This window comes from Synechococcus sp. H60.1 (assembly GCF_047462335.1).
In the GTDB taxonomy this organism is placed as follows: domain Bacteria; phylum Cyanobacteriota; class Cyanobacteriia; order Thermostichales; family Thermostichaceae; genus Thermostichus.
This window is the reverse complement of record NZ_JANSJA010000112.1, coordinates 1-19,206: the sequence shown is the minus strand read 5'-3', so window position 1 is coordinate 19,206 and position 19,206 is coordinate 1. Positions and strand designations below refer to the sequence as shown.

Genomic DNA, 19,206 nt, shown 5'->3' with positions numbered 1-19,206 from the left:
AACTCATGCCCAGAGATCTGCGTCGTTTTATTGCCCTGCTGGAGTCCCGTGGCCAGCTTCGCCGCGTCGCCGCGGAGGTGGATCCCGATTTGGAAATTGCCGAGATCGCCGATCGCCTTTTGGCTTGCGGGGGGCCGGCGCTGCTGTTTGAGCGGGTGAAGGGATCCGCGATGCCGCTGCTGATCAACGTTTTGGGCACGGTGGAGCGCATCTGCTGGGCGCTGGGGATGGAGGAGCCGCGGGAGCTGGAGGAGCTGGGGAAAAAGTTGGCCTTGCTCTACCAGCCGCGCCCGCCAAAAAATTTTGCCCAGGCGGTGGAGCTGGGACAGGCGCTGTTTAGTGTCTTCAAGGCTAGGCCCAGCCGGGATCTGCTCCCCCCCTGTCAGCAGGTGGTGCTGCTTGGTGAGGCGGTGGATCTCACCCAACTGCCCCTGCTGCGGGTCTATCCTGGCGATGCCGGGCGGGTGCTGACCTTGGGCCTGATGGTTACCAAAGACCCGGAAAACGGCATCCCCAACGTAGGGGTGTACCGCCTGCAACTGCAAAGCCGCAACACGATGACGGTGCAGTGGCTGTCGGTGCGGGGGGCCACACGGCACCTGCGCAAGGCGGCGGCCCTGGGTCGGAAGCTGGAAGTGGCGGTGGCCATCGGGGTGGATCCCGCCGTGATCCTGGCAGCAGCCACGCCCCTGCCGGTGGATCTCTCGGAGTGGCTGTTTGCCGGTCTCTACAGTGGGGAAGGACTGCCGCTAGCCCGCTGCAAGACGGTGGATTTGGAGGTGCCGGCCCACGCGGAGATTGTCCTGGAGGGCACCATCACGCCGGGGGAGGTGGCCCCCGACGGCCCTGCCGGGGATCACATTGGCTACTACGGCCCTCGCAACGAGCAGGCTCCTCTCATTCGCTTCCACTGCCTCACCCACCGCCGGGATCCCCTCTACCTCACCACCTTCAGCGGCAAGCCCCCCAAGGAAAACGACATGATGGCGCTGGCCCTGAACCGCATTTACACCCCCATTCTGCGGCAGCAGGTGCCGGAGATTGTGGATTTCTTTTTGCCCATGGAGGCCCTGGGCTACAAGGCGGCGATTTTGTCCATCGACAAAGCCTACCCCGGCCAAGCGCGGCGGGCGGCCCTGGCTTTTTGGAGCGCCCTGCCCCAATTTAGCTACACCAAGTTTGTCATCGTGGTGGACAAGGACATCAACGTGCGGGATCCGCGGCAGGTGCTCTGGTGCCTGTGTTCGCGGGTGGATCCGCAGCGGGATGTGTTTATTCTGCCGGACAACCCCTTTGACGCCCTGGACTTTGCCACCGAAAAGCGGGGCCTGGGGGGCAAGATGGGGATCGACGCCACCACCAAGATCCCGCCGGAAACGGACACCCCTTGGCGGCAGCCCCTGGCTCCGGATCCGGAAGTGGCCCGCCGGGTGGATCGCCGCTGGGCCGAGTATGGTCTGGCGGACCTCAAGCTGCAGCCGGCGGATCCGCGCCTGTTTGGCTACGAGTTCTAGGGAGGGCTAAGAGGCTGGCAGGTGCAACAGGCACTCTCTTGGGTGGTGCTGATCCTGAGCTATGTCGGGCTGGGGCTGGGATCCCTGCCCCGGTTGCGCATGAACCGGGCCACGATTGCCCTGGTGGGATCCGCTTTGCTCATTGCCCTGGGAACGGTGCCGCTGCCGCAGGCCTGGGCAGCCATCGACCCAACCACAATTGTCTTTCTCCTCAGCATGATGGTGGTGAACGCCAGCTTGTCCCAGGGCGGCGCCTTCCAGTTGGCTTTGCTGGGCCTAATTCGGGTTAGCCGCAGCCCCTTCGGGCTTTTGCTTATGCTGGTGTTTGGCAGTGGGCTGCTCTCGGCCTTTCTCCTCAACGATACCCTGGCGCTGGTGTTTACCCCCCTCACGCTGCAGGTAACCACTGTGCTGGGGCTGAACCCCATTCCCTATCTCTTGGGCTTGGCGGCAGCCACCAACCTAGGGTCTGTAGCCACCCTGAGCGGCAACCCGCAGAACATCCTCATCGGCTCCTTCTCCAGGATTGGCTACCTGGAGTTTGCCGCCCAGATGACCCCGATTGCCGTGGTGGGGCTGCTGCTGGAGGTGGGGCTGCTGTGGCTCTACTACCCCGAGGTGCGCTCGCTGCAGCCCTTCATCCATCAGGCGCCTTGGACGCCGCTGCGCCTCTACCCACCCCTGTTGCGCAAGAGCGTAGCCATTACAGTGGCGCTGTTTGGGGCCTTTGTGGCCGGCTTGCCCCTAGCCGAGTCGGCCCTGCTGGCAGCAGCCCTCTTGTTGATTACCCGCCGGCTGAAGCCGGAGCGGTTTTTGGGGCAGGTGGACTGGAATCTGTTGGTGATGTTCTCTGGGCTGTTTATCCTGACGCGGGCAACCCGAGAGCTGCTGGCCGGCTGGGGACCCAGCCTAGGGCCCTGGGCGGAGCAGGTGGCGGGATCCCCGTTGGCGCTGCTGGCTGCTGTTGCCCTCCTGTCCAACCTCATCTCCAACGTGCCGGCAGTGCTGCTGCTGCAGTCGCTGCTCCCACTGCAGGGGACGACTGCCTGGCTACTCCTAGCTGCCGGCTCCACCTTGGCGGGCAATCTGACCTTGTTTGGGGCAGTGGCCAATTTGATTACCGTTGAGGCGGCAGCCAGAAAGGGGTATGTGTTGACCTTTGGGGAGCACCTGCGCTTTGGTCTGCCCCTAACGCTGCTGACTTTGGGCTTCAGTGGCCTGTGGCTGGGCCGGCCTTGAGCCTGTGATTTCCCACAAGAGGGACTAGAGAAATGCCTATGGCGTGGCGAGGGCAGCCAAAAGCTCATCTGCCAACAACACTGCCGTGTAGACCAAAGCCTGTCGCTGCTCAGGCGAGAGATCGCCAATGGCGGTTTGGGGATTGCTGAGCATGCCCTGCAACACCCTGCTGGCCACGTATTCCCGTTTGGAGACGCCAGGGCTAGAGATGGTGGGGTTATCCAGGGAGAACTTCTGGTGGTGCTCGAAAGGAAAGGCGTATTCAGAAGCTACCGGCATGGCTTCACTCCAAACCTGCACTCTACGCTGCGCTTGGCCTATTTTCGCATTGTCCCTTGCGGGGAAGCTCCAAAAAGCGAGGGCTCAAAAGAGACACTACGCCCTTCCGGAGGTTTATGCGAATCCATCGCGTCAGCGGGACGGCGTCCTTTGGCAACGGCTTGCCACTTCACCCCTGCCTGCTACTGCGCGGCCTGTGGCAGATGGTTTGAAGGCAAGAAGCGGGTGCGCCACCTCTTCAACGATGCGGGAGTGGTTCTCGGCCCGCTTTGCCCGGCTTGCTTCGCGCTGCCCCCGGCACAGTTGCCTGAACCGCGTGCGGATCCCGGCTCCAAAGAGCATGGCTATCGCCTGGAGCAGGTGGCTAGAGAGCCCTCCATTCGTCACCCTGTGGCTCCGGCAGTGGCAGCAGCGTTAGCGACAGAATTGGGCATTCCCAAAAAGATGCAGGAAAATCAGGAGAAGTTGAGCCGGAATCCAAACCCGCCGGCTTGCCATTTCGTTTGCTGAGGAATCCCGATGCACGACCTGGACAGTTTGCCAGAGCCAGTAGCCGACGCCCTAATCAAAAGCCTGCTCACGGATGTGGAACGGCTGATCAACCAGCACGGCCTGTCAGAGGTTTTGGTGGGGTTGGCCATGTATTGCAATGTGCAGTTCAAGGCCAAGTTCAATAAACCCAACCGCACTGAGAAAGATGAGGAGCTGGGATTTTATTTCCGCGACGCTGCCAAAGCCCTAGAGGTAGCAGCCAGCCTCACCTACCGCACCATTGACCGCTCCCGGCCCAGCCAGCCCACCCAACCCAACGCTTAGATGGTAGGGATCCCGCCCTTACCCCTCTCCCTGAGGCAGCCCAAGCGCTCCGCGCCGCTAACGCGACCACCCCTAACCCCTCTCCCTGAGGGAGAGGGGAGTTGGCAAGTGATCTAGGGTGGCAAGGGATCCCCCTGGGTTTTTATGCTGGTGGGCGACAGTTGCAGGGAGGCCGAGCGTGAAAATTGTCTGGGAACGCAGCATTTACGGGGGCAATGGCCGCGTGCCCTGCATTATCTGCGGCGGATGGGCCACCCCGATCCAGAAAAAGGGGCAGCAGGTGCTGCTGGCGGTGGTCTACAACGACCGCGGCCAAATCTATGGCGAGATCTGCCGCAGTTGCCTCAGCCTGGGGGCTAAGGGCATCAAAGAGTATCTACGGGAGCGGATTGCCCGCCTGCGTAGACAACTGCAAGACCTGGAGGAGCTGGAGCGGGGAGAGGTGCAACTGCCCACCTTGGAGCAGGAGCTGAGCGCTTACTTGGATTGAGGACTACTCTTCTTTCTCTTCCCGCCGCTCAATCGGGATCTTCAGCCAATGGCTCAGCTCCGCGGCCAGCCATTCCAGCTCTGGCTCCTGCAGACCCGTTAGCTCGTACTTGCGGATGCCCGCCCAGATGTTCAACCGTGGGCTCACCTCCACGCGATCCCCATCGGAATCCCGTTTGGTATGTCGCGGGATCAACTCCAGCCGGTCAATATCCCGTCGTAAACTGGGGGGAACTCTGCGAAAATGCAGGCCAAGCAGCTCGTGGGCTAAGGCGATCCGTTCTTTGTCAATATGCAGGTAAGCCTTGCCGCCGAATAACCCGTAGAGGATCCCGCCCGCCATTACCAACCCCACCGTCCAGAAGGGCAGCGTGAGCAGGCCAAGCATCAGATTGAGCGGAAAAGGAGCATCCCAAACCGACATGATCGTGAAAAAGGTGATGAAGGAGTTCCAAGCAATGGCGGAAGGCAACAAAGCCAAGGCACCGGCTTGTTGGGCCGGGATCACTACCAGAAAGGTCTGCTCGGACTTGTACAGTTGAATCCGGCTGCCTGCCGGCTTTCGGCGGGGAACTGCGGCTGCTGTTGAAGGAACCGGCAGGGGGTGGCGATCCAACTGCTCCAGTGCCGCCAGGGCCTGCCGGGCGGAAGTGGGGCGATCCGCCACTAAGGGCTCTGTCAGCCAGCGCAGCCAGTCGCGAAAGGCCGGGCTCAGTTGCACCGCTGGCTCGAACCCAATCCGGGATCCCACCTGCGGCAAGTCCGCCGGATGCTGGCCTGTCAGCAGGTGAATCAGCGTGGCGCCTAGGCTGTAGAGATCGGAGGCAGGCACAGTTCTGCCGCCAAATTGCTCTAGGGGCATGTAGCCGTAGCTCCCCACTACGGTGTAGGATCCCTGCTCCCGCGGCGCAGCCGCCTGCACCGAGCCAAAATCCACCAGGTACACCTGCCCGTCGGCTGCCAACAGAATGTTGCTGGGCTTGAGATCCCGGTGGATGACCGGCGGGTGGAGCTCATGGAGGTAAATGAGGATGCGCAGCAGCTTTTGCGCTAGGTCGCGCACCTCCGGCTCGGCAAAACGCCGCCCTCGCTCCATCCACTCCTGCAGCGAGGGGGCGTCGATGTAGCTTTGCACCAGCGCCAGGCCGCGCCCCCCTTTCAGGGCAATTTCAAAGCAATCGCGGTACTGGGGAATGGCCGGGTGGGAGAGAGTTTGCAGGATCTGGGCTTCTCGCTCAAACAGCTTCAGGTCGGCCCAGTTGAAATCCGGCCCGAATAGGATTAGCTTGATGACAACCGGTTCTGAGGTGAGGAGATCCCGCGCTAGGTAGGTGTGTCTACCGCTACGCTTGCTCAGCCGCCGCTCGAGTTGATACCGCTGCCGCCAAACTGGACGCTCTGAAGCCATCTCTCCTCGCTCAAGCACCCCGTTTGCTCAGCTCCATAGTAGCTCTAGGACAGGGATCCCCTCGGGGTCAGAAATTTGTTCTGGGAGACAGAATCAATGGGATTCCTGGAAAGCCTATCCAACAGCTTTCCCAAAACGGGCAGGATATGCTGGCGAGGGATCCCTGGTTCTCTACCGAGTCTCCCCTGGCCCCTCCGCCTGTTTCCCCACCTACTACCAGGGCTTTCTCCCCAAGCCAGCCTGGGGGAGATCAAAGCCGCTTACCGTCGGCGGGTGCGCGAGATTCACCCAGCTCGTCTGCCTGCCGACTTCCCCGAAGGGTTGCAGCAATTGGCCCAGCGAGATACCACGTCCCTCAGCAATAGCCAGCAACGCTGAGTCTACATCTCAGCCTCCTCCCCCAGCCCTCCCCCTTGCCAAAGCCGGCTGTGACCTCTGCTGCTTGGCTTGCGCTCTTGAGTGCCGGCTGGAGGGGGGCTGCTCTCTGTTTGGCAAGTTTGGCCCTCTGGAATGTCCTCAGCCCGGCCCAAGGTTTGGATGTGGCCAGCAAAACGGTTGTTGTTGGCACCTCTCAGTTTCTCGGCAATGCGGATCCTTCTCTGGCAGCCTCCTCTGTCCCCCCAGACATCCGACACGGGCAACGCCCTAGAAGGATCTCGATCCCAGTTGCCCCTTCTGCTGGTCTCCTTTCTCCCTCCTAGCGGCCAGCCCAACTCGCATGCTATCGGCCAACGGTAGCAAAGAACGCCGGCAAGCCGTGCGCTGGGTGCCCTAACCAGGCAGGACTCTGGCCCGCAGGCGGGAGGAAAAGACCTCGTAAATAACCGTCAAAGGCTGGCCCTGGTGTAACAGGAGATAGTGCCTAGCCCAAAAAGGACCGGGGCAGTTGAGAAGCCGGGCAATGGGCTCGGCTTCGCCGTAGTAGAGCCGCCGCAACTCGCGAAAGGTCTCCAGTTTTTCTTGGATTAGGTTTTGACCAATGGGCAGATTGGGATGGGGCAAGTATCGAGCCAGATGGTCGGAGTTCCACCAAGAGGTGGCATAGAGCAAGGGCTGCTGAGAGGTTGCTCCACACAGCCAAACCCGCCGCCGCATCAAGGGGGATCCCAGCCGTGCCAAATCCTTGGCCAGCCGTTGCATGGACTGGGGGGCGGCCCTCTGCTCCGCCGGCAAATCGACCCGGCCCGTGTCGAGCAGATGGGCCTGAATCGGCTCTTGGGTCAAGGCAGCCAGGTTGCGGGTGGTCAAGCCATCCCCCAAGAGCAGCAGGCGCAACACGGGATCCACCTGCACCAACTCAGGCTGTAGCGGGTCTACCTCCCCCTGCCAATGCAGTTGCAGGGGCCACCAATCGCCTTGGCCAGAGGAGACGTTAGAACAGAGAGCAGCGCTCCAAGGGGATCCCGCGGCGTCGGCCTGGTAGGTCAGTGGAGAAGGGGAAAGTTCCAAGGCGGAGGTTCGGTTGTTAAGTTCTGTATCGCTCCTTAGTCTAACCCACCCCCTGCTGCAGCTCTAGGGGCTTGCCTAGCTGGTGCCCGGCTGGATCAGCAGCCGTACCACCCAGGGGACGACCACGATGACGCTGATCAGGCGGGCCAGATGCATGACCACCACTGTGCTGGTTTGGGCTCCCATGTCCAGGGCAATCAAGCTCATATCGGAAATGCCCCCTGGCGCCGTGCCCAAGATGGCCGTGAGGCGCTCGATGCCCAACCAACGGGAGATCAAATACCCCGACAAAACTCCCGTGCCCACCGCAATCACCGTACAGAGCAGGGCTGGTCGCCACAGATCCTTCAGGGCAAAGAAGGTCTCAGCAGTGAGCTTGCTGCCCAAAAGGATGCCCAGCACCACCTGCATGACAAAGCGGATCCCGGCTGGGGGAGTGGGGATCGGGATCGCCCCCCAAACATTGACCAAACCCACTGCTACCATCGAGCCCACCAAGGCTCCTGCCGGCAGCCTCAGCTTGACTGCGATCAGGGCACCTGCCAACCCGATCAACACCGTCCAGAGATAGTTCATCATTGCGGCTTGGCCTCGCGGCAAGGGGATCTCTGCAAAGCAGGGCTTGGCCCACCTTTTCCACGACATTCGGCGCAAATGCCGTAGAAGTCCAGCACATGGTACTCGATCACAAATTGGTAGCGGCTGGCAAGCTGCTCCTCCAGATCTTCCACCGGGCAATCCGGCAGAGGCACCACCCGCCGACATTCGGTGCAGATCAGGTGATGGCGGTTGTGGCCGTTGCTGGGCAGAACCTGATAGTAGGTTTGCTGATCCCCCAAGTTGACCGCCTGCAGCTTGCCCTCATTGCGCAGAGCATCCAAAACTCGGTAAACCGTGGCCAGACCCACCGTGTGGTTGGCATTGCGTAACTCCAAAAAGATCTCTTGCGCCGAAAGGGGCTGTGAGCGCTGCTCTAGCAGCTCCAGAATTAATTTCTGGTTGCGGGTCTGGCGGGAAGAAGACATGATCCTTTTGTCTGGGTCATTCTTTGGGGTCAACGCTCAGAGTCTGCCTCGGCTTTCATGCGCTCTAGGGTCTGGTGCATCTGGTCGAACATTTGGGTTAGGGAGAGCCCAAATCCCCCAAGCTGGGTTTGCAGTTGTTTGATGGTCATCTGAGCCATAAAGTCGTCGGAGAGCTCCAGCCGCTTCATGAAAATGCGCTGGCGCTCCAGCAATTCTTCCATTCGCTCAATGAAGATTTTTTTGCCTTCCCGGTCGAATTGGCCGTAGCGCTCGCCAAGTCGCATCAGGTTTTGGAAGTCCTGAAACAGTTGCTTGGCTTCTTCTTGGACGATCTCCGAGTCGAAAAAACTCATGGCCTTCGGTTTGCTCTGCATAAACTGTATTGGGTATACCTATCCTATCCGATCGGGCTGGGGGGCGCAGTCCCTGCCGTTTTCCGGCCAGTACGGGATCCCGCCCTTCGCTTGGGTGGAGAATGGAGTTTGGGCCTGTCTGCCCCGCTCTCTGCTATGTTCCCCTTTCCTGGTGTGAAGGCTTACACGCAGCCGGCTTTGGCCCGGCAGTGGTGCCAACGGGTGCAGGGATCCCGACCGCTGTTTTTGGCCTGCCTGGGGTTTACGGAAACAGCTCTTGTGCCGGGCATCTCCGCTGCCGGCGCCACGCCCTCCTTGCGGCGCTACACGGCCCTTGCCGATGGAGAGGTGCTGCTGGGGGGCTATTCTCACCGCTTACCCACCTCTCCCGATGGCTATCCTTCACCGGTGGTGATCAGCCGCGCCGTCCTGAGGGAGTTGGGGATCCCCTGTCGCGTGTTCGACTGTGGTTTGCCGGAGCCGCTGCCGGGGGCAGAAACGGTAAGCGCCAGGGGGATGGCCCGCTGCTTGAGCACAGGGCAGGCTTTATCTCTGGAACAGGTGGGATCCCTGTGGCAGGAGGGGTACGAGCGGGGATCCCGGCTGGAGTCGAGCTACTGCGTCATCGGCGAATGTGTGGCAGGGGGCACCACCACGGCACTGGCGGTGTTGCTGGGGCTGGGCTGGCAAGCAGAGGGCATGGTCAACAGCAGCCACCCGGTCTGTAACCACGCCCAAAAGCTGGCCTTGGCGCGGCAAGGTCTGGCCCATCTCTCGCCCAACGCTACAGCGCCAGAGGTGGTGGCCGCTGTGGGGGATCCGATGCAGCCCTTTGTGGCCGGACTGGCGATGGCGGCAGCCCAGCGGGGGCCGGTGCTGCTGGCGGGCGGCACCCAGATGCTGGCGGTGCTGGCCCTGATGCGGCGCTGGGGGGAAGAGCAAGGGATCCCTTGGCCCCCAGAGAACGTAGTGGTAGGTACCACCCGCTGGGTGGCCGAGGATCCCTCCGGCAATACGGTGGCCTTAGCCGAGTTGCTGGGGACTGCCCCCCTTTTGGCTACCCAACTGAGCTTTGCCCAGAGCCGCTACGCCCCCTTACAGGCTTACGAGCGAGGCTATGTCAAGGAGGGGGTGGGGGCGGGTGGGCTGGCCATTGCCAGCAGCCTATATGCCGGCTGGGGCCAGGCAGAGCTGTTGGCCGCCGTTGAGCGCAGCTACGAGCAACTTGTGCTTCAGGCCGGCTCCAGGGGGGCCATCGTCAGGCCCTCCCGCAGCAACTGTTGATGGTAGAGCTCCGCTTGCTCTTGCGGGCCGACCCAGACGACCGCTTGCCCTTCGGCATCCACCTGCACGGTTAGTTGTCGCGCCAAGGGCAGGGTCATGCCGGGGATGTACTTGAGCAGGCATTCGGTAACGTGCTGAAAGGTGTTGAAATCGTCATCCAAGACGATCACCTTGAAGTGGGGGTAGGGCTGACGAACCCGGGTTCTCGACGGAGACGACTGCTGAGCCAGTCGAGTGGGAGCTTCCGTGGTCATAGCAGCAGAACTCAAGACAACATCCCGTAACTTTAATGCCTCAGATTTGATTCAGCTTTCTCAACAGCCAAAAATAGGCCGCTGTTGATTCTGAGTCTATTCTAGTTCCTAGTCTAGTTAACTTCAGTGGACGCATGGGGTCTGCAGGCAGCCCATGTTTGCCCTCGGATTCCTTGCCGGTGCTAGAGATGGGAAAGAGGTGCGGATTCCCGCCCCACTCTCACAACATCAGCTCTTCCCGCAGGGAGCGGCGGGGCTTTTTGCCGCCGAAGTGGCGCTCAAAGTAGAGGGCGGTGGCTTGCGACAGGATCCCGGCTTCGACAAGCGCCTGACACAGGGATCCCCCCGGCGGCAGGTGCTTCTGAATCTGTTCGATTTGGACGGCGCTGACCAGCCCCGAAGCCTTAAGGTAGTCGGCTACATGCCGTCCACCTGCTAGGTACACAGAGTAGCCGTCTTCGCTGAAAAACTTGACCGTCTCTGGCTTGAGGCCGCTGTGGTGGGTCAGCACATCCGTGAAGGTGCCGCCCTCTGTTTCCCAGGCATGGATGACGGCTTCGATGCCAGCATTGTCGAGGAGGCCGGCTGCCCGCAATTGGGTCAAGATCCGCTGCACCCAAGGGGTGGCCCGCTGCAGCGCTTCCAAGTCCTCTTCTCCCAAATACCCTTGGGGCGGTAATTCCCCTTCTGCTGCTCTTGCGGCTACAGTCGGCGTTGAGATGGCCTGCGGCGGGACTTGTTGCTGGGCCGTAGGTACGGTGGCAGGGGGAGGGGCTGGCTGTGTCTGAACTGCTTGCAGTTGGGCTTGGAGCTGACGCACCTGCTCTTGGGCCTGTTGGAGCTGGGCTTGGGTTTCTTGGAGTCGGGCTTGAGTTTCCTGCAGTTGCATCTGCAGCCGGTGGATGGTCTCGGCGGCTTCTTGGCGAGCGTGGGCCAGGTCGGCGATGAGGCGAGTTTTCGTCGATTGAGCCAGTTGGAGTTGGTGCTGGTGCTCCTGCAACGATTGGCTCAGGGTGGCCAGTTGGGCTTCCTTCTGCTCCAGCGTCTGGCGCAGGTGGGCTTCCGTTTGCTGGTGCTGCTGCAGCCGGGATCCCAGCTCTTGCAGCTTGGGTTTGGCCTGGGATTGCCATTCTGTCAGCTCGTGGCAGCGGCGACGTAAGGTATCCAGCTCGGCTTGGGAAGCTTGCAACTGTTTGGCCAGGGCCTGGACTTGCGCGGATCCCCGATCTTGCTGGGCTTGGAGCTGCTCCTCCAACTCTTGAATGCGCTGCTGGGCAGCCCTGTGTTGCTCGGATCCCTGCTGAATCTGGGCGGCTAGTTGGGCTTCCAACTCGGCCATTCGCTGCTGCTGGGCCTGGTAGTTAGCAATCTGCTGCCGCAACTGCTCGGCTGTAGCTTGCTGGTGCTGTCGCTCCTGCTCCAGTTGCGCCTTTAGGGCGGCAACCTGCTCTTGGTAGCGCTCCAGTTGGGCTTTGTATTGCGCGGTAGCTTTGTGAACCTGCTGCGCTGCCTGCAGCGGCGAAGCGTAGAGGGGAGGCTGATCCGGAATGGTGGACCACTGCTCCACCATCACTTCCCAACTGTTGGCAGCTCCTCGCCGTCGCCGTAGCTGCTGCTGCTTGTCGAGGGCCCACTCCAACCAGTGGGGTTGCACCCAGCCCTGCTGCACCAGGATCTCCCCCAACTTGCGCTCGGGGTGGTGCTTCTGCTGAAGCAGAGCTTGATACACGTGCTCCAGCTCCAGGTAGCCGTGCAGCACCAGGATCTCGCCGATGCGCACCAACTCGACCGGGATCAAAGGATAGAGATCTTGCGGGGCAACCCAGCCGTGCTGCATACACAGCTCCCCCAACATCAGGGGGCTGTCCGCCTTTTCCCACATGGCCTGAGCCAACTGGGCGGGGGTGAGCAACCCCGCTTTGTTGAGGGCTTCCCCCAAGCGGATCTCGAACTTTTCCCGCTCAATAGCGGCTGGGCTGGAGCTGGTCAACGGATTCATGGGGCCTCTCGGACATGAGGAGTAAGCTTAACTACAGCTATCATGTCGGAAAATTCTTAGAAAGGCGAGGGAGTGCAACTGTGATGCATTTTGTCAAGCCGGGGATCCACGGATGTTGCAGGAATGTCCATCTTTAAGCTGCAAGAGGCCGTTGTTCCCGGCTCTGAGCAAACTGCTGAAGCCGGCGCAGCATCAGCAATTGTCCCAAGCCCAAGGGCAAGAGAGAAACGGCTTCTACCCGCAACTGCACCCAGCCGTTCCCCCACCGCCAATCACAGTAGCCATCGGCTCCGCCCCACATCAGCAGGCGCAGCCGTTCCGGCAGCAGGGTTTCCACTTGGTGCAGGATCGAGAGGGGGCCCCATTGGACGGCAAAGGTGCTGCCCGGCTCCAGCCTGGCGGGCAGGGATCCCTGCAATTGCTGTGGCCAGATCCACTGCTGCAACAACTCCACCTCGGTCAAGCAGCGCTGTATCGTCGATGCACTGGCCTCGACTTCGATGCGGATGGTGGAAGATTGGAATGTCCCGAGCATCCTTGTCCCGCGTAGGTGACCCCAAAACCAAAGCGGCAAGGGGGTGACCCCTGTTAACTCTATTCTGGCCGATTGCTCCCGATTTGCCTTTGAAAACGGCTCGTCCCCATGTGGTGGCCATCTTGGCCCAAAGTCTGGATGGCAAGCTGGCAGCTCACCGCGGGCAAAGGCCCCACTTCGCCAGCGCCGAAGACTATCGGCACCTGGAAAACCAAGCTGCCCGGCAACAGGCTTTGATTATGGGGGCGGCCACGCTGCGGGCCTACGGCACCAGCCTTCGCCTCCGGGATCCCGAGCTCATCCAACGCCGACTCCAGCAGGGCCTCTCCCCTCAGCCTCTGACGATCATCTGCTCCGGCAGCGGGGATATTCCTGAGGATTTGCCGTTTTTTCGGCAGCCCCTCACCCGTTGGCTGTGGACCACTCCCCAGGGATCCCGGATTTGGGAGAACCGCACCGGCTTTGCAGATATCTGGGTGGCTGCCGATTGGGATCTGCCGGCACGGCTGGCCCGCCTGTGCAGTTTGGGCATTGAACGGGTGGGGTTGCTGGGCGGGGGGCGGCTTTTGGGGGCGTTTTTGCAGGCAGGGAGCTTGGATGAGCTGTGGGTAACCCTGGCGCCGGTGTTGCTGAGTGGGTATGCCGATGCCCCGGCTAGCATCGAGGGCTGGCAACTGCAGGGATCCCCGCCCCAGCTGGAGCTGCTGGAGTGCCACCGTGGCTCTAAGGAGCTGTTTTTGCGCTACCGGGTCGAGTGGCCCTGAGGGGGCTCGCGAGAAAAAATTTTTGGACAAATTTAGATTTCTCAGAAATCCACAGGTTTTCCCCAGACTTTCCACAGGCGGGCGGGCTGTTTTCCACAGACTCCTTGCCACAGGAAACGGCAGCGAGGGTTTCTGTGGAAAAGTCCAAACTGGAAAGTTCAGGCGGATACACCTTTAGGAATGTAACGGGATCGCGCCGTTTTTGCCGATGGCATCAAAACCAGCGGCGGACTTTAACAAACTTGGAGCCGCTGCCCAGGATTGACAGCCCCCATGGGGCAGAGGGCAGAATAGCCGCACCTGAGGTGAGGGGGAGATTTTCCTGGCAGCTCTCCTCAGAGGCAAAGAACCCTTTGCCCAAGAACTCTATCCCTTCTCCTGCCTGAGACAAGGCCAAGGGGCAGCCCGGTATCCTCTGGCCGCTGCCGGACGGGCTAGGGGCAAACTTCTACAGACTGTCTTGCTTTTGACGGGGCTGATGCGGCCCCCGGCATACCCAAGTTAGAGAGCTGGGTTGGTTTGTTTGCGATTCCCTTCTAGGCAGGCCCGGTTTTGGCCGGATCCCTAGGTTTTCTTGGTTTCACTGTTAACCCCGAGTAGGTGGTTGGGCTATGGATTCTCCCACCGTCAGCATTTTGAGCGAAATTCCCGAGGAGCTACACGACACTCTCAAAAACTACCTCTCTCGTCACCCCGACTGGGATCAAGATCGGGTGGTGACGGCGGCACTCTCGCTATTCCTGCTCCAGAGCGGAGACACAGATCGGCGCGCCGCCCGTATTTACTTAGACAGCCTGTTTCGCCGCAACTGAGCCCTCGGAAGGCAAGCCCCGAGGATGGCCCGATGCATGGGCGGGGGGTTAGGAACACTCTGTCAAGAACGTCCTACTAACCTGAACTGTTAACCTGAGTAGGAAGATGTCCCGCTGTTGCCGCATGCCGGCGGGAAGGGTAAAAAGGGATCCACCAAGGGAAAAACCGTGCCACAGGGCTTCGGGCGAGGAAAAAGCGACCGGCAGACGGCTGGGCCAAAGGGCCTAGGACGAGGCTCCGCTCTACCCCCCTGCCCTTCCCCAGAGGCGACCCTGGCGCTGGCCGAGCGCCACCGACAAGCAGGGGATCTGGAGACGGCACTGCACCTCTGCCGGCAGCTTACCCGGGCCCATCCCCACCTGTTCGCCGCCCAGGCGTTGCTGGGGTCCCTCTATCTGCAGATGGGGGATCCCTGCCAAGCCCTGACCCCCCTGCAATTGGCTTTGCATCTGAGAAGGGACTGGGTGCCAGCCTGGCAGGAGCTGGGCGATGCCTGGATGCTACTGGGCAACCCGGAGGAGGCGGCGCACGCCTATGAACAGGGCCTGGCTTTTGCTCCTGCCGATGGGCAACTGCTCTTCCGGTTGGGCAGTTGTTGGCTGGCTTTGGGGAAACGGGAGCAGGCGATTGCAGTGCTGCGCCAGGCCGCAGCAGCCCAGCCTCCCCAAGTTTATGCTTTGGCGACTTTGGGGAACGCCCTCCTGTTCGACAACCAGCTTGGGGAAGCAGAAGCCTGGTTTCGCCGCGCTCTTGCCCTGGCGCCGCAGGAGGGGCGGATTCTCGTCAACCTCGGCCACTGCCTGCACCTACAAGACCGCCTAGAGGAGGCCGCCGACTGTCTGCGACGGGCCATCCCGCTGCTGCCAGAGGAGGCCCAGCCCCACAACAACCTGGGCACCGTCCTGCAAGAGCAAAACCAACTCGAGGCCGCTATTGAGGCTTATCGACGCGGCCTGCAGTTGGCCCCCGACTGGCCGGAGATCCACTACAACCTGGGCACGGCCTTGCTCACCCTGGGCCGCTATGAGGAGGGGTGGCGGGAGTACGAATGGCGGCTGCAGCGACAAGGGGCAGCCTATCCGCGCTTGCTTTCGCCCCTGTGGCCGGGATCCCCCTTGGGCCAGCAGACGCTGCTTGTCTACGCTGAACAAGGGCTGGGGGACACCATTCAGTTTGTGCGCTACCTGCCGCTCTTGGCCGCCGCCCATCCTGCAGCCCAAATTTTCTTCCGCTGTCAGGGCTCCCTCGTCGAGCTGGTGCAAGCCGCCTTCCCCCAGGTACAGGTTATCTCGGAGAGGGATCCCTTGTCTCCCTTTGACTGGCACCTGCCCCTGCTCAGCCTGCCCCACCGCCTGGGCACCACGCTGGAGACAATTCCCAACCGCATCCCCTATCTGGTCTGTCCCGATTGCAGCTCCGCCTGGCCGGAAGATTGGCCCGAGGTTGCCCAGAGGGGGATAAAGGTGGGGCTGGTGTGGGCCAGTGGCCGCCGCGCCACCCCCGAACTCAACCGCGTGCAAAGGTTGAAAAGCTGTCCTCTCGACCTCCTGCTCCAGCACCTCCACTTGCCCGACGTGCAGTGGGTCAGCCTACAGGTGGGGGAAGATCTCAGCCAGTGGGCCCCCCTCTTGGAGCAGCACCAGGTGATGGAGCTGGGATCCCGTTTTCGCAGCTTTGTCGATACCGCTACAGCGGTTGCTCAGTTGGATCTGGTGATCAGTGTCGATACCGCCGTGGCCCACTTGGCCGGGGCGATGGGCAAGCCAGTGTGGGTGCTGCTGCCCTTTGCCGCCGATTGGCGCTGGCTCCTCCAGCGGCAGGACAGCCCCTGGTACCCCGGCGTGATGCGCCTGTTCCGTCAAGAAGCTCGTGGCAACTGGGTTGGCCCGCTGCAGCAGATGCGGAGGGCTCTGGAAGAGCTGCTAAGGGGGATCCCGTCCTACTCCTCGCCTTTTGGAACGATGCGCTGAAACAGATAGCCGGTACCGCGGGCTGTCAGGATAAGCTCAGGGTTGCTCGGGTCATCCTCCAACTTGGCCCGCAGCCGCGAGATGTGGACATCCACCACCCGCGTATCCACGTGGCGCTCCGGCGTGTAGCCCCACACCTCTTGCAAAATCTCGGCGCGGGAAAACGGCTCCCCAGAGCGGCTGACCAGCAGCTCCAGCAAACTAAACTCCATCCCCGTCAGGCGGATGCGCTCGTCCCGCTTGTAAACCTGCCGCTTATTGGTATCGATGCGAATGTCCCCCACCTGAATCACCCCTGAGCTGGGGATCCCTTCATGGGACGACCGCGCCACCCGCCGCAGCACCGAACGAATGCGGGCCTCCAGCTCTTTGGGCGAAAACGGCTTAACCACATAGTCGTCTGCCCCCAGCTCCAGCCCGGTAATGCGGTCGGCCACGTCCCCCAACGCCGTAAGCATGATGATCGGGATGTCGGATTCCTTGCGCAACTCCTGGCAGACCCCGTAGCCATCCAGCTTCGGCATCATCACATCCAGCACCACCAGGTCAGGATCCTGCTTGCGGAAAACCTCCAGCGCCTCCTCCCCATCGGAAGCAGTAACCACGTCGTACCCGATCATCGAGAGGCGGGTCTCCAAAATACGGCGGATGCTGGCCTCATCATCGACCACGAGAATCCGTTCTTTGCGCTGGGCTTCCACGGTGCTGCAACTCCTAAACTTCTAGATGAAAAGGATTGGAAAAAATTGAGGTGAGCGCGAACTCGAGGTGGTCAGACGCAGCCTCCTCAGGGGCTCCTTCTGGATGGGTGGACTTCCCCTGGGAACTGCAACGCTGCCAAACCCTTGTTTGTCGGCAACGGAAACCGCAATCCAAGGATGCAGCTCCAGAAAACAAACACCGAAGGCTCGCCCGGCACTCGATTCAATCCTGTTAAAAGCGCCAACTTCAACTTCACTTGCTCCTGCTCGGTAGCACAGGTGTGGCACTCCTCCCCAAACGCTACCGCGGTTGACTGGCGCCAAACCGAATCTGAGAAGCCTTCGTAAGAAGTTACTTTCTACCACCTAATCTATCATCCAGAAGCGGCTGCTAACCCGCCTTAACCCTCTATTGTGCGGCCATTTTGCCCGACTTGATACATACCTTCACAACTTCTTCAGGTTGCTGCCAAGCTTTCGGAATCCTCCTCAGAAAAAGCTGCTGCCGCAACTGGGGATCCCTGGCCATTTGAAGCAGGGAGGAGGGTTTCGGCAACAGGGACAGGGTAGCAACTGACGAGCAGACCGGCGGAACGGATTTCGCGGTCGGCATGCAGCTCCAAAACCCGCCGCAACAGACGTTCTGCCGCCAGCCAAGTTGCCAGAGGCAGCGCACGCTCGGCCAGCCGGGACAAGGTCGGGTTGGGCAGGGATCCTAAGGCCTGCAGGACGGAATGAGAGACCCAGGCAACTGGGCTGAGTCGCTGCGCCAGCCGACAAGGATCGCAGACCAGGCCGCCCACCTGGGGACAGAAGAAAACCTCGCCCACTAACTCTTTCCCACAGGAGTAGCAGGCTTGTACCGAGGGGGCAACCCCCCCCACCACTAAAAGGTGGTAGAGCCCATGGACAAGGAGCGGCAAAACGGCCTCTGTTGCAGGGGCCTGCTCGATGCGTTCCAGATGCTCCACCAGCAGCACAAACAGCTCTTCCTGAGGCTGGTTGGGCAGGGCCAGCAGCAAAGCCACCTCCGCCAGGTACTGGGCTGCTGTGAGGTGGGCCAGGCTGCGGCCCAGACGGGGAAAACTCTGCAGGGTTTCTGCCTGGGCGATGCGCTGGAGACGCCGCGAGGGATCCGTTTGGGCCGACCAACGCCCCCGCGCCACCAGCAGATCGTTGACAACAAAAGGCTCCATCCGTCCTCCCCACTTGGAAGGCTGCTTACGGGATCCCTTGGCCACCGCCCGAATCAAGCCCTGCTCGCGGGTCAAAATGGTAACGATCCGATCCGCCTCCCCCAGCGGTATCGCTTTGAGGTTAATGCCCGTCACCCGGTAGGTGACCCCACTCATGGGCCGTCAGCTCCTCTAGCCTGCAGCTCTCGCATCAGCTCCAGCCCCCAGGAGGTGCCGATGCGGCTTGCCCCCGCGGCGATCATCGCCTCCGCCTGCGCCACTGTGCGGATGCCGCCCGAAGCTTTGACTCCCACCCTGCCGCGGCTAAGCTGCCACAGCAGTTGCACATCGGCCAGTGTCGCCCCTCCCATCCAGCCGGTAGAGGTCATCAAGAAAGCGACTCCCGCGTCCATGCAGATCTCAGCGGCCAGCCTTTTCTCCTCGTCAGTGAGCTGGGCTGTCTCCAAAATGGCCTTGACGCACACCCCTGTCTCCTCCACAATTTGGGCAATCTCGGCGTGGAGGCGATCCAGCTCCCGCGCCTTGAGCCAGGCCAAATTGATGCGGACATCCAGCTCCTGGCACCCCTGCTCCGCCGCCAACTGGGCCTCGTAGAGCTTGACCTCCGCCGTGTTGGTGCCCAGAGGAAACCCCACCACGGTGCTCACCCGTACCCGAGCTCCGTGTAACCGCTCCACCGCCCGTGGCACGTAGCAGGGAGGCACGCAAAAAGTGGGGAAGCCATAGCGCAGAGCGATTTCACACCCCTGGTCGATCTCCTCTGGGGTCACCATCGGCAGCAGCAGAGCGTGGTCGATGTACTCCGCCAAGTTAATCGGGCCGTCTGCCAGGCCCTTGGGCTCCAGAGAGAGCATCAGTTGCCCGATTCCACAGCACTATCTCTACTCTAGCCCCAAAGATCCCGGAGAGCAGCCGCAGCAGCCAATCCCCTCTGCCCCTGAGATTTCAGCTAGAAACCGCAGGAGCCCCGCCCTGTACCCCCGTATACGGGGGGAGGGGGGCCGGTCAGGGCCAGGAGGAATGCAGAGGACGTATAGTTGCAACATGACCCAAGTTTTAACTGTCTCCTGCAAGCTCAAGGTATCTGCGTCGCAAGCCGCCAAGCTGGATGCGACTCT

The 19,206-nt window shown here is 61.4% G+C and carries 22 protein-coding genes; 10 read left to right on the top strand and 12 right to left on the bottom strand.

Annotated elements, in window-relative coordinates; translation table 11 throughout:
- Positions 1 to 5: 5 nt before the first annotated feature.
- Both NW852_RS05975 and NW852_RS05970 read left to right on the top strand, forming a co-directional pair.
- Complete coding sequence (locus tag NW852_RS05975; RefSeq protein ID WP_414371044.1) at positions 6 to 1,514, top strand: UbiD family decarboxylase; 1,509 nt, start codon at positions 6 to 8, stop codon at positions 1,512 to 1,514.
- A 21-nt stretch (positions 1,515 to 1,535) separates the two neighbouring features.
- A complete protein-coding gene (locus NW852_RS05970; protein ID WP_414366131.1) occupies positions 1,536 to 2,753 on the top strand; it encodes an anion transporter in 1,218 nt (405 codons plus the stop codon).
- A 36-nt stretch (positions 2,754 to 2,789) separates the two neighbouring features.
- Here the strand turns inward: NW852_RS05970 and NW852_RS05965 are convergent, their stop codons facing one another.
- Entirely contained in the window at positions 2,790 to 3,032 is a 243-nt protein-coding gene (locus NW852_RS05965; RefSeq protein ID WP_414366129.1) for a hypothetical protein, read from the bottom strand.
- A gap of 150 nt (positions 3,033 to 3,182) precedes the next feature.
- Between NW852_RS05965 and NW852_RS05960 the strand changes: the two genes are divergently transcribed.
- The 3 genes from NW852_RS05960 to NW852_RS05950 all read left to right on the top strand — a co-directional run bounded on the left by NW852_RS05960 (position 3,183) and on the right by NW852_RS05950 (position 4,338).
- A complete protein-coding gene (locus tag NW852_RS05960) occupies positions 3,183 to 3,542 on the top strand; it encodes a hypothetical protein (protein WP_414371041.1) in 360 nt (119 codons plus the stop codon).
- A 9-nt stretch (positions 3,543 to 3,551) separates the two neighbouring features.
- A complete protein-coding gene (locus NW852_RS05955; protein WP_414366127.1) occupies positions 3,552 to 3,848 on the top strand; it encodes a hypothetical protein in 297 nt (98 codons plus the stop codon).
- A gap of 178 nt (positions 3,849 to 4,026) precedes the next feature.
- Positions 4,027 to 4,338, top strand: coding sequence for a hypothetical protein (locus NW852_RS05950; RefSeq protein WP_414371039.1), 312 nt, complete (start codon positions 4,027 to 4,029; stop codon positions 4,336 to 4,338).
- A gap of 3 nt (positions 4,339 to 4,341) precedes the next feature.
- On the opposite strand, the gene NW852_RS05945 is transcribed toward NW852_RS05950, so the two are convergent.
- Positions 4,342 to 5,745: a serine/threonine protein kinase gene (locus tag NW852_RS05945; RefSeq protein WP_414371037.1), complete on the bottom strand. Its 1,404-nt coding sequence runs from the start codon at positions 5,743 to 5,745 to the stop codon at positions 4,342 to 4,344.
- A 96-nt stretch (positions 5,746 to 5,841) separates the two neighbouring features.
- On the opposite strand from NW852_RS05945, the gene NW852_RS05940 reads away from it, so the two are divergent.
- Positions 5,842 to 6,123 carry a J domain-containing protein gene (locus NW852_RS05940; protein ID WP_414371035.1) on the top strand — a complete coding sequence of 94 codons (282 nt, stop codon included), beginning with the start codon at positions 5,842 to 5,844 and terminating at the stop codon, positions 6,121 to 6,123.
- A 393-nt stretch (positions 6,124 to 6,516) separates the two neighbouring features.
- Here the strand turns inward: NW852_RS05940 and NW852_RS05935 are convergent, their stop codons facing one another.
- The 4 genes from NW852_RS05935 to NW852_RS05920 all read right to left on the bottom strand — a co-directional run bounded on the left by NW852_RS05935 (position 6,517) and on the right by NW852_RS05920 (position 8,572).
- Positions 6,517 to 7,194, bottom strand: coding sequence for a chorismate pyruvate-lyase family protein (locus NW852_RS05935; protein WP_414371033.1), 678 nt, complete (start codon positions 7,192 to 7,194; stop codon positions 6,517 to 6,519).
- A gap of 75 nt (positions 7,195 to 7,269) precedes the next feature.
- The gene (locus tag NW852_RS05930; RefSeq protein ID WP_414335049.1) at positions 7,270 to 7,773 is read right to left on the bottom strand and encodes an AbrB family transcriptional regulator; all 504 of its coding nucleotides are present in this window, start codon (positions 7,771 to 7,773) and stop codon (positions 7,270 to 7,272) included.
- A complete protein-coding gene (locus tag NW852_RS05925; protein WP_414336590.1) occupies positions 7,770 to 8,219 on the bottom strand; it encodes a Fur family transcriptional regulator in 450 nt (149 codons plus the stop codon). The genes NW852_RS05930 and NW852_RS05925 overlap by 4 nt, the downstream gene beginning before the upstream one ends.
- A gap of 29 nt (positions 8,220 to 8,248) precedes the next feature.
- The gene (locus NW852_RS05920) at positions 8,249 to 8,572 is read right to left on the bottom strand and encodes a DUF1825 family protein (protein ID WP_414335060.1); all 324 of its coding nucleotides are present in this window, start codon (positions 8,570 to 8,572) and stop codon (positions 8,249 to 8,251) included.
- Positions 8,573 to 8,728: 156 nt separating this feature from the next.
- On the opposite strand from NW852_RS05920, the gene cobT reads away from it, so the two are divergent.
- Positions 8,729 to 9,856: a nicotinate mononucleotide-dependent phosphoribosyltransferase CobT gene (cobT, locus tag NW852_RS05915; RefSeq protein WP_414371119.1), complete on the top strand. Its 1,128-nt coding sequence runs from the start codon at positions 8,729 to 8,731 to the stop codon at positions 9,854 to 9,856.
- On the opposite strand, the gene clpS is transcribed toward cobT, so the two are convergent.
- From clpS to NW852_RS05900, 3 genes are all read right to left on the bottom strand, one after another.
- Positions 9,805 to 10,110, bottom strand: a complete 306-nt coding sequence (gene clpS / locus NW852_RS05910; protein ID WP_414335062.1) for an ATP-dependent Clp protease adapter ClpS — start codon at positions 10,108 to 10,110, stop codon at positions 9,805 to 9,807. The two genes, cobT and clpS, sit on opposite strands and share 52 nt — an antisense overlap.
- 220 nt (positions 10,111 to 10,330) lie before the next feature.
- Entirely contained in the window at positions 10,331 to 12,109 is a 1,779-nt protein-coding gene (locus tag NW852_RS05905) for a hypothetical protein (RefSeq protein WP_414371031.1), read from the bottom strand.
- 133 nt (positions 12,110 to 12,242) lie between these two features.
- Positions 12,243 to 12,644 (bottom strand): hypothetical protein, encoded by a 402-nt coding sequence (locus NW852_RS05900; protein WP_414335052.1) that lies wholly within the window; start codon positions 12,642 to 12,644, stop codon positions 12,243 to 12,245.
- An 89-nt stretch (positions 12,645 to 12,733) separates the two neighbouring features.
- On the opposite strand from NW852_RS05900, the gene NW852_RS05895 reads away from it, so the two are divergent.
- The 3 genes from NW852_RS05895 (at position 12,734) to NW852_RS05885 (ending at position 16,191) form a co-directional block, all read left to right on the top strand.
- Complete coding sequence (locus NW852_RS05895) at positions 12,734 to 13,408, top strand: RibD family protein (protein WP_414365954.1); 675 nt, start codon at positions 12,734 to 12,736, stop codon at positions 13,406 to 13,408.
- Positions 13,409 to 14,019: 611 nt separating this feature from the next.
- Complete coding sequence (locus tag NW852_RS05890; RefSeq protein ID WP_011430239.1) at positions 14,020 to 14,220, top strand: DUF2811 domain-containing protein; 201 nt, start codon at positions 14,020 to 14,022, stop codon at positions 14,218 to 14,220.
- 168 nt (positions 14,221 to 14,388) lie between these two features.
- Positions 14,389 to 16,191 carry a tetratricopeptide repeat protein gene (locus NW852_RS05885; protein WP_414426548.1) on the top strand — a complete coding sequence of 601 codons (1,803 nt, stop codon included), beginning with the start codon at positions 14,389 to 14,391 and terminating at the stop codon, positions 16,189 to 16,191.
- Here NW852_RS05885 and rpaB read toward each other — a convergent pair.
- The 3 genes from rpaB to deoC all read right to left on the bottom strand — a co-directional run bounded on the left by rpaB (position 16,161) and on the right by deoC (position 18,942).
- Positions 16,161 to 16,892, bottom strand: coding sequence for a response regulator transcription factor RpaB (gene rpaB / locus NW852_RS05880; RefSeq protein ID WP_414365957.1), 732 nt, complete (start codon positions 16,890 to 16,892; stop codon positions 16,161 to 16,163). The genes NW852_RS05885 and rpaB overlap by 31 nt on opposite strands.
- A 458-nt stretch (positions 16,893 to 17,350) precedes the next feature.
- Positions 17,351 to 18,244 (bottom strand): DNA repair protein RecO, encoded by an 894-nt coding sequence (gene recO, locus NW852_RS05875; protein WP_414376241.1) that lies wholly within the window; start codon positions 18,242 to 18,244, stop codon positions 17,351 to 17,353.
- Complete coding sequence (gene deoC / locus NW852_RS05870; protein ID WP_414371026.1) at positions 18,241 to 18,942, bottom strand: deoxyribose-phosphate aldolase; 702 nt, start codon at positions 18,940 to 18,942, stop codon at positions 18,241 to 18,243. Before deoC ends, recO begins: the two co-directional genes overlap by 4 nt.
- Positions 18,943 to 19,206: the final 264 nt, after the last annotated feature.